The organism is Parasphingorhabdus sp. (genome assembly GCF_048269915.1).
Lineage (GTDB): Bacteria > Pseudomonadota > Alphaproteobacteria > Sphingomonadales > Sphingomonadaceae > Parasphingorhabdus.
The window spans coordinates 501466-514740 of sequence record NZ_JBLWTY010000002.1 but is presented as its reverse complement, the minus strand read 5'-3'; the positions used below and the strand labels follow the sequence as shown (position 1 = coordinate 514740).

The 13275-nt window shown below is 55.3% G+C and carries 11 protein-coding genes and 3 tRNA genes; 7 read left to right on the top strand and 7 right to left on the bottom strand.

The window, feature by feature from the left end; genetic code table 11:
• The first annotated feature begins 1 nt into the window (after position 1).
• A complete protein-coding gene (locus ACN0WX_RS07385) occupies positions 2–640 on the top strand; it encodes a TetR/AcrR family transcriptional regulator (protein WP_417621647.1) in 639 nt (212 codons plus the stop codon).
• Between the two features lie 172 nt (positions 641–812).
• A tRNA-Arg gene (locus ACN0WX_RS07380) sits at positions 813–889 on the top strand.
• A gap of 7 nt (positions 890–896) precedes the next feature.
• Here ACN0WX_RS07380 and ACN0WX_RS07375 read toward each other — a convergent pair.
• Complete coding sequence (locus ACN0WX_RS07375; protein WP_417621646.1) at positions 897–1661, bottom strand: NUDIX hydrolase; 765 nt, start codon at positions 1659–1661, stop codon at positions 897–899.
• 164 nt (positions 1662–1825) lie between these two features.
• On the opposite strand from ACN0WX_RS07375, the gene ACN0WX_RS07370 reads away from it, so the two are divergent.
• The gene (locus ACN0WX_RS07370) at positions 1826–2413 is read left to right on the top strand and encodes a DUF4126 domain-containing protein (protein ID WP_417621645.1); all 588 of its coding nucleotides are present in this window, start codon (positions 1826–1828) and stop codon (positions 2411–2413) included.
• Positions 2414–2494: 81 nt separating this feature from the next.
• On the opposite strand, the gene ACN0WX_RS07365 is transcribed toward ACN0WX_RS07370, so the two are convergent.
• The 4 genes from ACN0WX_RS07365 to ACN0WX_RS07350 all read right to left on the bottom strand — a co-directional run bounded on the left by ACN0WX_RS07365 (position 2495) and on the right by ACN0WX_RS07350 (position 5604).
• Positions 2495–2571 (bottom strand) — tRNA-Pro (locus tag ACN0WX_RS07365).
• A gap of 104 nt (positions 2572–2675) precedes the next feature.
• A tRNA-Ile gene (locus tag ACN0WX_RS07360) sits at positions 2676–2752 on the bottom strand.
• Between the two features lie 111 nt (positions 2753–2863).
• On the bottom strand, positions 2864–3850 hold the full coding sequence (locus ACN0WX_RS07355) for a polysaccharide deacetylase family protein (protein ID WP_417621644.1): 987 nt from the start codon (positions 3848–3850) through the stop codon (positions 2864–2866).
• A gap of 80 nt (positions 3851–3930) precedes the next feature.
• Positions 3931–5604 (bottom strand): sensor histidine kinase, encoded by a 1674-nt coding sequence (locus ACN0WX_RS07350; protein WP_417621643.1) that lies wholly within the window; start codon positions 5602–5604, stop codon positions 3931–3933.
• 178 nt (positions 5605–5782) lie between these two features.
• Between ACN0WX_RS07350 and ACN0WX_RS07345 the strand changes: the two genes are divergently transcribed.
• A complete protein-coding gene (locus ACN0WX_RS07345; protein WP_417621642.1) occupies positions 5783–6256 on the top strand; it encodes an Lrp/AsnC family transcriptional regulator in 474 nt (157 codons plus the stop codon).
• A gap of 54 nt (positions 6257–6310) precedes the next feature.
• On the opposite strand, the gene ACN0WX_RS07340 is transcribed toward ACN0WX_RS07345, so the two are convergent.
• A complete protein-coding gene (locus ACN0WX_RS07340) occupies positions 6311–7600 on the bottom strand; it encodes a hypothetical protein (RefSeq protein ID WP_417621641.1) in 1290 nt (429 codons plus the stop codon).
• A gap of 190 nt (positions 7601–7790) precedes the next feature.
• On the opposite strand from ACN0WX_RS07340, the gene yaaA reads away from it, so the two are divergent.
• From yaaA to ACN0WX_RS07325, 3 genes are all read left to right on the top strand, one after another.
• Complete coding sequence (gene yaaA, locus ACN0WX_RS07335; protein WP_417621640.1) at positions 7791–8549, top strand: peroxide stress protein YaaA; 759 nt, start codon at positions 7791–7793, stop codon at positions 8547–8549.
• Between the two features lie 310 nt (positions 8550–8859).
• Positions 8860–11553 (top strand): DNA gyrase subunit A, encoded by a 2694-nt coding sequence (gene gyrA, locus ACN0WX_RS07330; protein ID WP_417621876.1) that lies wholly within the window; start codon positions 8860–8862, stop codon positions 11551–11553.
• Between the two features lie 117 nt (positions 11554–11670).
• Entirely contained in the window at positions 11671–12507 is an 837-nt protein-coding gene (locus ACN0WX_RS07325) for a TauD/TfdA dioxygenase family protein (protein WP_417621639.1), read from the top strand.
• On the opposite strand, the gene ACN0WX_RS07320 is transcribed toward ACN0WX_RS07325, so the two are convergent.
• Positions 12498–13187, bottom strand: coding sequence for a lysoplasmalogenase (locus ACN0WX_RS07320; RefSeq protein WP_417621638.1), 690 nt, complete (start codon positions 13185–13187; stop codon positions 12498–12500). The genes ACN0WX_RS07325 and ACN0WX_RS07320 overlap by 10 nt on opposite strands.
• Positions 13188–13275: the final 88 nt, after the last annotated feature.

The window sequence follows — 13275 nt, the reverse complement described above, 5'->3', positions numbered from 1 at the left end:
GATGACGACGAAAGTGAACATATCAGGCAAGACGGTCGAGCCGCGCAGGCGTCCGCGACAACAGCGGGGCGAAGACACGATTGACCGGATATTGGAAGCCTCGGCAGAGCTGTTGGAGGAACTGGGTTTTGACAGGCTGAATACCAACCTTATTTGCAAGAAAGCCGGTCTGACGCCGCCCGCGCTTTATCGGTATTTTCCGAACAAATATGCCGTATTGAAAGCGCTCGGCGAACGATTGATGCGCATTCAAAATGACGCACTTTACGACACTCTTGATGGCATCGGGGTTTTGCCAACGGCCGAAAATATTGCCGATCAACTGCGCGGACAATATAATGTGACAATGGCCCAAAAAGGCGGGCCGTGGATCATGCGCGCTCTTCATGCGACGCCGCAGCTCGCCAATGTTCGGCGTTCTTCCCATAGCGAAATGGTCAAACGATTTGTCGATTTACGAGTGAACGAAATACCAGAGGCCGATGTTCAGAAAATCGAACGACAATACCAAATCATTGTAGAAACGGGATATGCAGTTTTGGAAATGCTAATCGACAATCCGGACATGGATATCGATGCCACCCTGAAAGATACCGGATTCATGTTGTTTGCGCTGTTGGAATCCGGGTCGTCCATTTAACTGCCCCGCGACCGGGCTGCCATGAACATGGCTTTGGACGACCAAGTCGCTCACCACCGGTCGCGCATGCAACGCTTCGTCGCACCGTGCGACAGAAAAACCTTCCTTATTGACAAGTTTGAAAAATAAAACTAGGCGCAAAGCCGCAAAAATCTGCGGTTTTTTGCAAATGGCGCCCGTAGCTCATCTGGATAGAGCGCGAGACTTCTAATCTTGAGGCAGCAGGTTCGAGTCCTGCCGGGCGCACCATTTTTTCCTATTTCTTGAAACCGCGCTGGACGGCATCCATAGATTCCGATGTAATCGGATAGCCGATGCCTTCCGGGATGCACAAATGAACACCGTCATCGCGTTTTTCAATGCGGGGAGAGACCATCACGGCGGGGTGATCCTTGACATGGGCAACAGCCTCGTCAAACGATCCGAATTGCGCCAGCCGTTCGAGATTGCGCTTGGTCGGGAAGATGATCTTGACCTCGCCCGCTTCGGCCCGATTCAGGACGGATTGCGCATTGCCCCAGAATAAATTGTAATTTTCGGTTTCGTCGACCGTGGCCTGTGCCTTGTGGTCATCATGCGAGATCATGTAGAAACGGGTGTCGAAAACCCGCTTTTCCGCAAATGGCGGGCACCAGCGGGAGAAGGGTATCAGCTTTTCCAGCTCCAGCTGCCAGTCAAACTGGTTGCAGATATCGGCGAGATTTGTGCCATCATGCAGCGCCGCCCGGGCTTCCAAAACGCGCTTCGCGTCGAGATTGCCTTCGACCGCGACAGCAATCCCGGTTTCCTCGATCGATTCCCGAACGGCGGCAATGCGCGCAGCATATTCTTCAAAATCATCATGGCCGAGCGCTTTGGCGAAATCAAAATCTGCATCGTCAATCCGGCCACCCGGAAAAACTGCAGCACCCGCAGCGAAGACCATTTTTGCCGAGCGTTCTACCATCAGCAGATCGGGCGCTGTCCTCCCCGGCTGATCGCGGAATATGATAAGGGTTGAAGCGGGTATGGGCTTCGGCATTGGTTTGCCTGAAATTGCGTCGATCGCTGGCGCTACGCTGCTGCTCTGTTTTTCGGTCATGTTTTTATATGAACAACGCTTGTCTGCTTTGCAAAGCCTTTTGGTCACCATCCGGCAGCGCAATCGGATTTGCCAAAACTCCATCCACATGGCAGGGTCATGAAATGGGAATTGTCGAGCTTTTGGGACTGGCCGGTAGCGTTAGCCTGATATCGGGCTGGCGGCTCTACTTCACGGTTTTTGTTACCGGTCTCGCCATGCGGCTGCAATGGATCAGCCTTCCCGAGAATTTGCAGATGCTGGATGCCTTTGCGAATCCCTGGGTTCTGGCCATCAGCGCGCTCGGCGCGATAGCCGAATTTTTTGCCGATAAAATTCTCTGGCTCGACAGCATATGGGATACGATTCATACCGCAATCCGGCCGCTGGGCGGCGCGCTGCTCGCGCTGGCGGTGGTGGATGCAAGTGATCCCGTTTGGCAGGTTGTGGTCTTTCTGCTGGGCGGCGGCGCGGCGCTAATGAGCCATGGGGCAAAGGCCGGTGCGCGCGCGCTCGTCAACACCAGTCCGGAGCCGGTTAGCAATGCTGTGGTCTCGACCGGCGAGGATATTGCTACTGGTGGCCTGCTGTTTTTAGCCTTTGCCAACCCGGTCGCAGCGCTGGTCATTGCATCAGTGCTGTTATTCCTCTGCATTTTTCTGGTCTACAAAGGATATAGGCTCTGGCGAAAAATCGTCTCCAGCGGCAACTAGACGTTGATCTGGCGGTAGCGATTGACGGTGGCCCTGCATCTACCGGGCAAAAAACGGAGCGCAACAATCCGTTTTAAAAAATGGTCGGGGAGACAGGATTTGAACCTGCGACCCCCTGTACCCAAAACAGGTGCGCTACCAGGCTGCGCCACTCCCCGACGCGCGCTTCCCCTAGGCGGTGCTTTTACGAAAAGCAAAGGGTTTTTCACGCTTCTTTTCATCACCGCTCATAAGCGTGGTAATTCGCGGTGGCAGAAAATTATGGTGGGCCCGGAGGGACTCGAACCCCCGACCTAGCCGTTATGAGCGGCCAGCTCTAACCAACTGAGCTACAGGCCCGTATGAGCAGCTTTTTCTGGCAAATCTCATTGGGATGCTCCGATAGCGGAAGCTTTGATGATTTGGCAAGAACGATCGTCGCGATTCGTCCCGTTCCCACCAATGAAATTGCTAAACGCCCGATGCAGCTTCCAGTAACTGGCCCATATCAACGGGCTGTACATTTCGAATCTCGAGATGCCCGATGATCTCGCGCCACCAGTCGTAAAAGCCATCAAGGTCTTCTGCGGTACGAACATAAGGCGTGTAGCCGGGCGAAAGCGAAGGAGAATGAAAGGAGAAAACCAGCAGCTGCAAGTCATCATCCAGCGCTACATCAATCGCTTCCTTTGTCTCTCGCGCCGATATCCCTTCGGGTGTCAGGGGAATGCGCTCGAGCATCTTGCTGCGGGATAATAGCGCGTTGATCAAAGGCGACTTGTTCATGACGGGCGCTGCAAGACCCGACTGCTTGCGCAAAATACCCGAATAGATGGTGGTTAGCGGCACTTCGAGAAGTCGCTTGTCGTCGCCCCACCAGAAGGGCTGCGAACCGACCGACAGAAAGTCCGGACCGCCCTGCCCGCTATAATCAAACCGGGGCCGGATGCTGCTATCCATCACAAAGCCGTGTTTGATCAAAAGCTCAACCGTATGCGGACCAATGCCATAACGCCCGGCACGATAGGTCGTCGGCCGGACACCGATTTTATCGTGAATCGCATCCCGCAGCGTCACCAGCTTTTTTTCTTCCAGCTCTTTCGGCAAATTTCCGGCGAAGCTGTTGTGGTCATTCACCCGCTCATCAAAAGGCGGGTTGACCCATGGATGCAAATGAACCCCGATGTCAGCCGTTTTCTGTTCGGTGACGGTCCGCAGAAATGCGACCGCCTTGGCATCGGAAATAATCGAATAATCGACAAAATAGATCGGCTTGATTCGGTGTTTTTCAATAAATTCCTGGAACTTCAGCAACTTGGGAACGGAGATCGTCGTGTGACCGCTCCGCTGGAATGGCGCGTCCCAGTCGAATTCCTCTTCCGTATCCACAGAAATCAGAAACCGTCGGCCAAATTCTGTCGGCCACTGGACATGGTTATCCGGCTTCTCGATCTTCATCGGCTGATATTCTTGTAGAGAAATTTCCGCCGCTCCATATTACCCGAACCAGGCGGATAACCTTAGTGCCGACTGGAATATTATTCCAGTTCGGTTTCCCGAATTTTCATTTTACCGATCGCCGCCGCTGGGAGGGTCAAGGCAATATTATCCTGGTTAATGGTAAGCGCGCCACCGGCAGCTTCCGCGAGATTCCGCACCAGACGCAGAGAGAAACCAAGTCCCAGCAACGATGATTCGCTTCCGTCATCGTCAATGCCCTGCGAAGGATCGAGCAAAATATTTTCGGCAACATCCTTTATTCGCGACGGACGCGACAGGGTGAACTGGTTGGTGGGGTGCACGCCCACTCGCGTCCGCAACTCCGCTTTCAGCGTCTCGCCATTCTCGCAGGAGATAATCGCTGCCGACAATAATCGCGCGAATATGCGTTCCACCGATTCGCCGTCCAGCGCAAAGGGTCGAATCGGTTCCGCCTTGCTGATATTCAGCTCGACCGCCTTGCTATGGGTCAATCCTTGCAGACGCTGTGCCATCCGCTCGAAGAGCCAGTCGGCGTTGGTCGTTCCGACAGATCCCGGCAATTGTCCGGAATCGACTTTTACGGCAATATCAAGATCTTCAAATCCCGCCAGCAGCCGCCGCGCTTCATCCATGATGTTGCGCGCCAGCGAGCGATATTCAAAAGATGCCGGGCCAAAAAGCTGTTGTTCGATAATTTCGCTAAATCCGATCACAGCGTTCAAAGGCGTCCGCAATTCATGAATCAGTTGCTGGAGCTGCTCCCGCCGCTTGACGTCGAGACCGCTATTTCCGGCATCCTCGGCTTCATTGGGCCGCCGCATGATTCCCCGATAGCCCTCGAACCGTCCGGACTCCTCGCTAAAATAGGGTATCGCGCTCATTCGCCAGTCACCGGCGACAATTGACGCCCCACACAGCCGCATCCGGGCATTCTCCATCGGCATTCTCTGCCGAAATGCAGCCGCACCATAAGCATCGGGGCCGGGGCCTTCGTCAAAAGCAGGTTGCGCTATGGTAACGCCCACAATCGCCCCTTTCGGAGGCCCTTCGGTCCAAGTAACCGTCCCCGATTCATCCGTTTCAAACCGGATGGATCCCAGCGGTTCGACGGAAAATCCTTTGCTGCCTCGTTGATCGTACGACTGCCGCTGGGTTCCGACGGTGCGGTTTTTTTGATAATCCGCGATCTTCTCTACCAGCGCGCTGATCTGAGATCCTTCGGCATGTTCCGCGGAATTCCGCGGCGGGCTTTCGTGCGACTCACCGCCGCTTTCAATTCCGACGCTGCCAATGGCATCCGGAGCACGGGTTTCGGTCGCGGAAATCGGAGCCTCGGGCATCGGATCCGCAATGCCGGGACCCTGTGATTGCAAATAGTCTCGCGCTCGCTCGGAAAGTCGGGGAAATACATCAGCGTAAACCGCAAGCGGCAAGTCAGACGCAGATATCGCGGCATCACAAACCGGATCGGTATCGCCACTCAAATACACCAGCAGAGGGGCAGAGCGTAATCGACCGTTCAGCGACTGCACGGCCGCCAGCCGTTCCTGTTCGGGAACCCGGTCATGGAGATCGCGCAACCGGGTCAATCCTGCCTGAATGTCCTGATTCGCCAGATCACCCGGTTTCTGCGCCAAAAGATCAACCACCTGGCGCCACTGCGTGGCAGCAGCTGCCCCTTCTGGCAGGCTCCCTTTGAGCACGGTGTTCAGGCGGTCATCGAAGCGCAATTTTTGATCCCGAAAATCGTTGTTTCACACAACTGTTAACTAGGCGATAACCTTTTACAGCCGTTACAGGAAGCTATGAATATTCCGCGTCACAATGTGGGACATGGCGGAAAGCATTGCTTGGTGTGCTTATTATATTATAATCATCAAATGATTCGCGAACGGATATTACATATTTATGGCTGACACAAATCTTGATGAAATCGATATGAAAATTTTGCAGCGACTGCAAAATGACGGTCGGATTACCAATGTGGAACTTGCCAATAGCGTCGGCCTGACCGCCCCGCCGTGCCTCCGCCGGATGCGCGCGTTGGAAGATGAAGGGGTGATCAAATCCTATCATGCCGCCATTGATCCAGCAAAAATGGGATATACGATCACCGTCTTTGCGATGGTCAGCCTGAAAAGTCAGGCAGAAGCCGATTTGCAGGCATTTGAGGATCATGTGCAAAAGCTGCCCGAAGTACGGGAATGTTACATGTTGAACGGTGAAATCGATTTTATCCTCAAGGTGGTCGCCAAAGATCTTCAACAATTCCAAAGCTTTTTGACAAGCCAGCTGACCGCGGCACCCAATGTGGCAAGCGTAAAAACATCGCTCACAATCCGGTCCGCCAAACATTTGCCCGGTGTTCCAATCGAGCGATAAAAAAAAGGGGCGCACCCAGCGCCCCTTTCCATAATTTTATTCGGTCAGATCGACTCAGGAAGCCGGATCTGCGGCAACCTGTGCAGGAGCAGTCGGAGCCGTTTGCTGTCCGATCCACGTCTGCCACATATTTGCCAATGGTGCCCGGGTTCCGGAAACCTTTGCAAACGCTTGCCTTGCTGTCGCATAATCGCCCGCATAGGCATAGGCCGTGCCGATGCCCATATTGCCGCGATCCTGATCAGCACCTGGCTTGGCCAGACCGGCTTCATAAAAGGCTATGGCCTTGTCATAATCCTTGTAACCCAGCCAGACGTCGGCAAAGTTCATCATCACCGAGCTGCTGCCGGAACCGCGCACAGCGGAAGGCTGACCAGGTAGTGACGCACGATCCGCCGAGACCTCGCGCCTTGCGGGAGCGAGAAGTTCCGAAACCAGGGGACTGGACGCAGTGATGAGGCCTTTCTGCTGCCCTTCCTCAAGAACCGAGACAACTTCGCCGAACAGATTTTTCCGCTGCGCTTCCTCGGCAAATTCCTGATAGTCGCGGGTCGTTTTTAGCGAACCGGTGGCTTTCATGAACCGCAAAACCTCGAGATTCTGGATGCTATCAGACGACGATGTACGGCGGCTTGCGGCCACAGCATCACCCCAGGAATCGCCTGACGGATAGGCGGCTGCCCAATTGGCAGCCCAGGCGGCATATAAATCCTTGTTACCACTCGCCAGCGCTCGGTCGCGTGCCAGTCGATACCATGATTCCGGTGCCTTGTTTTCTGTCGCATTGGCGTTGGTCAGAATTTCTTTCCACTTCGCCAGGCCTTCAACATGCATGTTCCGCTTGAAATAGGTCTCCGCTAGCAGTGGCTCGATATTATTCGCACGATAACCGAGATCATAGGCGGCCTGGAACCGTTGCGCAGATTCGGCCCAACGTTCTGCACCATAAGCAAAATTACCGGCAAAAAAGTTGAACGCAGGCAACTGTTCTGCACCGGTCCGTCCGCTATCGAGCGACGCGATAATGCCCTTTTCCTGCAAACCAGTGTCTTGCAGCTTGCCGCCGAGCTGGATGGCCAGCTGCCCCGCTATAAAGCGGTCATCCGGGGCCAGGGTTTCAGCAAGCAAGGCTTCGACCAGCGGTTTTGCCGTTTCGGGAGTTTCGCTTCCCATTGCCGACTGAATATCAGCAACTTTCGGGCGTATTTCCTTGCTGATCGTTATTTCCGATCCCTTGTCCTTCTTCTTTTTCGCAGCGTGGGCCTCTTGCGGTATGGCGGATATCGCCAAAGTGCCCGCAGTCGCCAGCGCGACGGCCATTGAAAAATGAGATAAAAAACGCATGAATATCCTCCGGATGGTTTGTTTATGTAGGGGGAAAGGCTTCCCCGGAATATGGTTGCACCACAAACTCTCTTGGCCCTATTACCAAGCTTTGGACCCTTTTCTAGGGTGAATCCGCTGAATAGATGTTGAACAGCAGCTATTCACAACGCGCATCCCGCGCACAGACAGTAAATTGAGGTAAAATCGCGTGCTTGCAATTGTTTCTCCCGCCAAATCTCTGGATTTCAAATCGAGCATTCCCGCGACCAGACCATCGACAAACCGCTTTCCCGAAGAAACGGAAAAGCTCGCCAAGGCGATCGACAACCTGACCACAAAGAAGCTCAAGGCGATCATGCCGGTATCGGACAATCTCATTGCCCTGAACCGCCAACGGTATCGAGAATTTTTCAACCAGCCGGAACGGCCTGCCATTTATGCCTATAATGGTGATGTCTATAGCGGGTTTGAAGCGCGCAGTCTCAGCGAAGACGCCATGGTCTTTGCCCAGGATCATATGCGAATCCTCTCCGGGCTTTACGGGCTGCTCCGGCCCTTGGATCCCATTCGCCCCCATCGCCTCGAAATGGGTACGAAATGGGCACCTCGCTACAATAAACTGACTGACTTCTGGAAAGACAAGATTGCCAAGGCACTAGCCGCGGATCTCGAAAAAATCGGTTCCCGAACGATCGTCAATCTCGCCAGCAACGAATATTGGGCATCGGTCAAACCTTATGCTGACACACTGGCTGCTCGAATCATTGAAGTGGATTTTCGCAAGGACAGCCCCGATGGCCCGAAGTTTATCAGCTTCGAAGCCAAGCGGGCGCGTGGCATGATGGCGCGTTATATTTGTGAAAACCATCTGACCGACCCTGAGATGCTCAAAGCGTTTGACTATGACGGGTATCGCTATGATCCCGGCAGCAGCAACGAAAACAGCCTGCGCTTCCTTCGCACATGACGCCAGATATGCTGTTGCTCTTGAGGCAACCGGCGGGGTCAGCGCGGATCGCCAAATATTTTCTACCGATCGAGGATGGAAAAAATATCCCAAAACTCGCCACCCTCCCCGGTCGGTGATGATGGCGAAATCAAACCCTGATTTCGGCGGTGTAATAATATTGTAAAATTGGCCCGAAAAGCTGGCTTTTGCCTGCCTGCTCCCCTAGAAGAATCGGCAAGAAAAAACCTATGAAAAAGGCCCGTTTGTGAACGAACAAACCACTCCACCGTCGCCATCCAACATCGAACCGGTAGACATCGTCGATGAGATGAAAACCAGCTACATGGATTATGCCATGTCGGTCATCGTCAGCCGTGCCCTGCCCGATGTGCGCGATGGCCTGAAACCGGTCCACCGGCGCATTTTATTTGCCTCGCAGGAAGGTGGCATGGTCGCCGGACGCCCCTATCGCAAAAGTGCGAAGATCGTTGGCGATGTGATGGGCAATTACCACCCCCATGGCGACAGCGCTATTTATATGGCACTGGCCCGGATGACGCAGGACTGGTCGATGCGGGTACCGTTGATCGACGGCCAGGGCAATTTCGGTTCGATGGATCCGGATATGCCGGCATCGATGCGCTATACCGAGGCACGCCTCAACAAGGTTTCCAACTTCCTGCTCAATGATCTCGACAAGGATACGGTCGATTTCATTCCCAATTATGATGGTAGCCGGCAGGAGCCAAATGTCCTCCCTGCCCGTTTCCCCAATCTGCTGGTCAATGGTGCCGGCGGCATTGCGGTTGGCATGGCAACCAATATCCCGCCGCACAATCTCGGCGAGGTCATCGACGCCAGCCTGGCCTATATCGACAATCCGGGAATTACGATTGATGAACTGATCGAAATTATTCCCGGCCCGGACTTCCCTACCGCACCGCTGATTCTCGGACAATCCGGAGCACGCGCAGCCTATAAAGACGGTCGCGGCTCGATCATGATGCGCGCGCGGCACGAGATAGAGGAAGGCCGCGGCGACAAACGCTCGATCGTCCTGACATCGATTCCGTTTCAGGTCGGCAAATCCGGCCTGGTCGAAAAAATTGCCGAGGCCGCCAAGGACAAGCGGATCGAGGGTGTTTCCGACATTCGCGACGAATCCAGCCGCGCCGGTGTGCGTGTGGTGATCGAACTGAAACGGGACGCGACGCCGGACGTCGTGCTGAACCAGATCTGGCGCTTCACCCCTGCCCAGTCCAGCTTCCCCGCCAATATGCTCGCCATTCGCGGTGGTCGACCGGAAGTGCTCAACCTGCGCGATATCATCGAAGCCTTCATCAAGTTCCGCGAAGAAGTCATCACCCGGCGGACGAAGTTCGAACTGAACAAGGCCCGCGACCGGGCCCATGTTTTGCTCGGCCTGGTGGTCGCGGCAACCAATATGGACGAGGTCGTCCGGATCATCCGTGCCTCCGCGACCCCGGTAGAAGCGCGCGAATCCCTGCTCGCCCGCGAATGGCCGATTGCCGAAATCGCACCCTATATCCGGCTGGTCGAAGCGATCGAGACAGACGTCGAGGGCGATAGCTACAAACTGTCCCAGATTCAGGTCAAGGCGATCCTCGATCTGCGCCTGCAGAAACTGACCGCCCTCGGCCGCGACGAAATTGGCGACGAACTGAAAGAACTGGCGGTCGCGATCGAGGAATATCTGGCGATCCTGGCCGATCGTGCAAAACTTTATGCCGTGATGCGCGAAGAGCTGGAAGAAGTGAAAGAACAGTTCGCCACGCCGCGTCTGTCGGAAATCACCGCCGCCTGGGACGGTCTCGAAGACGAAGATCTGATGGAGCGTGCCGAAATGGTCGTCACCGTCACCCATGGTGGCTATATCAAGCGGACGCCGCTCGACACGTTCCGCGCCCAGCGCCGCGGCGGCAAGGGCCGGGCCGGCATGGCGACCAAGGATGAAGATGCGATCACCGAATTGTTCGTCACATCGACGCATACGCCGGTGCTGTTTTTCTCCAACCATGGCAAGGTTTACCGGCTCAAGGTCTGGAAGCTTCCCGAAGGCGCGCCACAGACCAAGGGACGGCCGATGATCAACCTGCTGCCGCTGGCAGATGGGGAGACGATTTCCACCGTATTGCCATTGCCGGAAGACGAAGCGGAATGGGCCGCTCTCCACGTCATGTTCGCGACCGCCAAGGGCAGCGTCCGGCGCAACAGCATGGACAGCTTCACCAATGTTCCGTCGAACGGCAAATTTGCGATGAAATTCGACGAGGACAGCGAAGATCGCCTGATCGGTGTAAAATTGCTCACCGAGAATGATGATGTCCTGCTTGCTACCAAAAATGGCAAGGCCATTCGATTCGCCGGTGATGCGGTGCGCTCTTTCCAAAGCCGTACATCTACCGGTGTACGCGGCATTGCACTAAAGGGAGATGACGAGGTTATCTCGCTATCCGTGCTGCGCGGCGTTGAAGCGACAACCGAACAACGCGATCAATATTTGAAAGCGGCGCCCTGGAAAGACAATGAAAATGCACCCGAGCTTTCTGCCGAGCGCATGACCGAATTCACCGAAATGGAAGAATTCATCCTCACCGTCTGCGCCAACGGCTACGGCAAGCGTTCGAGCGCTTACGAATATCGCCAGTCGGGCCGCGGCGGCCAGGGCATTCTCAACATCGACAATATCAAGCGCAACGGCACCGTCGTTGCCAGTTTCCGCGCAACCGATGATGAGCAGGTCATGCTGGTCACCGACCAGGCCAAGCTGATCCGGATGAAAGTCGCGGACATGCGGGTCATCGGACGGAATAGTTCGGGGGTAAAACTGTTCGATGTCGCCAAGGGCGAACATGTCGTCGGTGCGGCCAAGATCGACGAGGAAGAAGAGCCGGAGAATGAAGCGGAAGACGCCGTGGTCGAGGAAATGGTCGATCAGGGTATTTCCGATGGCGACGTTGCCGCAGTGCCAGAAGCACCGGAAGAAGATAACGCCGAATGATCTAATGCCGTTCGTCCCGAGCCTGTCGAAGGACGCCTTGCGAAAATATGCCTCTCGATAGAAAGAGGTACTTCAACAGGCTCGGCACGAACGGGAACAATGTCGAGAGGAAAGCCAATGAAGGTCACACCATCCGGGCAAGCATGCGGAGCCGAGGTGACGGGTATCGACCTGACCCAGCCGCTTTCCGATGAAGCCATCGCCGATATTCGATCAGCCTGGCTGGAACATCATGTGCTCTCCTTCCCCGACCAAGCGATGACCGACGACGATCTGGAACGCTTCACGCGCTATTTCGGCGATTTCGGGCATGATCCGTTTTTCGACCCGATCGAAGGCCGCCAGCATATTGCGGCCATCCGGCGCGATGCGGATGAGAAAAGCCCCCTGTTTGCGGAAAACTGGCACAGCGACTGGAGCTTCCAGGCCCACCCGCCCGCGGGTACCTGTCTCCTCGGAATCACCATCCCTCCGGTCGGCGGCGACACTTTATTCGCTGACCAGCATGCCGCGCTCGATGCGATGCCAGCCGACATGCGCGCGCAATATGAAGGTCTGACCGCCATTCACAGCGCGCAAATGGCTTACGCCCCCGACGGCGCTTACGGCGAAAAGGACGAGGGCCGCAGCATGGCGATCCGTCCCGACGAATCGGCACGCGAAATCCAGCTTCATCCCCTGATCCGCGAACATCCGGAAACCGGACGTCTCGGGCTGTTCAGTTGCCTCGGTTATATCATCGGCTTTGAAGGCATGCCCCAGCAAAAGGCCCTGCCCCTGCTCCAGCAGCTATACGCGTGGCAAAGCCGCGGGGAATTTGTCTATCGTCACCATTGGCAGCCGAATATGCTGCTGATGTGGGATAATCGCTCTGTGCTGCACTGTGCCACCGGCGGCTATGACGGCCACGACCGCTTGCTCCACCGGACCACAATCGCCGCCCATCAGGCGTGAACCGGGTCTGCGCTGTCTGCCGCCATTTCGTGACGTAAGGTCCGGACGATTCCCGTCGCAATCATGAACTGGCCGAAATAATAGAAAGGCCAGATGAACAGGTCGGGAATGATGCTTGTTTCCAGCGGCCCCATCCGGGCAAATATCAGCAGGTCGGAAACCAGAAACAGGATTGCACCTGCGCCGACCTGATAGCGGGAGAAACGGCTCGTCCATGCCATGGCCGCCATCCCCGCGACCGACAGACAATAAAGTGCGATGGTAAGGGCGGATCCCCTGTCCGACGGCAAGGCCCAAGCAATTCCGATGGACAGCGGCACCAACAAAATGGCGAAAAGTTTCTGGCTGAACCCCAGTTTGTGACGGCGGTACCGGGAGTAAAAGGCAATGGCCAGGAAATGACCAACCATGAACGCACCCGCGCCGATTATCATGTCATATTCCAGTGCCATGTCGCCAAGCGCACCGAACGCCATGAAAGCCCCGACAATCTTGCCGTCCAGCCGGTGCAGCCGGACCAGAGCATAAATTGCCAAAAAGCTGACGCCGGCTCCTTTCCAGAGGACGATTAATGGTTCGGGCAACTCCGGGGTGTTCAAGACACATGCAAAATAATAGCTGATCCCGAACAACAGGCTGATCATCAAAAATGGTCGATTTTCGGCAAATGCGCTTTTCATAGGAATGTCCTCTTCCCCCTTTTCGGAACGGCCCTATCACGCAACAAGCGCGACTGCCAGATTGACATTGGACTCTTACCACAACACT

Bases quoted from the DNA above. Each gene is read 5' to 3' on its own strand.
- ACN0WX_RS07385 (WP_417621647.1), top strand. From the start codon at position 2: ATGACGACGAAAGTGAACATATCAGGCAAGACGGTCGAGCCGCGCAGG.
- ACN0WX_RS07355 (WP_417621644.1), bottom strand. From the start codon at position 3,850: ATGAAGATCGAGAAGCCGGATAACCATGTCCAGTGGCCGACAGAATTT.
- ACN0WX_RS07345 (WP_417621642.1), top strand. From the start codon at position 5,783: ATGGCTGACACAAATCTTGATGAAATCGATATGAAAATTTTGCAGCGA.
- ACN0WX_RS07375 (WP_417621646.1), bottom strand. From the start codon at position 1,661: ATGCCGAAGCCCATACCCGCTTCAACCCTTATCATATTCCGCGATCAG.
- ACN0WX_RS07320 (WP_417621638.1), bottom strand. From the start codon at position 13,187: ATGAAAAGCGCATTTGCCGAAAATCGACCATTTTTGATGATCAGCCTG.
- ACN0WX_RS07325 (WP_417621639.1), top strand. From the start codon at position 11,671: ATGAAGGTCACACCATCCGGGCAAGCATGCGGAGCCGAGGTGACGGGT.
- gyrA (WP_417621876.1), top strand. From the start codon at position 8,860: ATGAAAACCAGCTACATGGATTATGCCATGTCGGTCATCGTCAGCCGT.
- ACN0WX_RS07340 (WP_417621641.1), bottom strand. From the start codon at position 7,600: ATGCGTTTTTTATCTCATTTTTCAATGGCCGTCGCGCTGGCGACTGCG.
- ACN0WX_RS07370 (WP_417621645.1), top strand. From the start codon at position 1,826: ATGGGAATTGTCGAGCTTTTGGGACTGGCCGGTAGCGTTAGCCTGATA.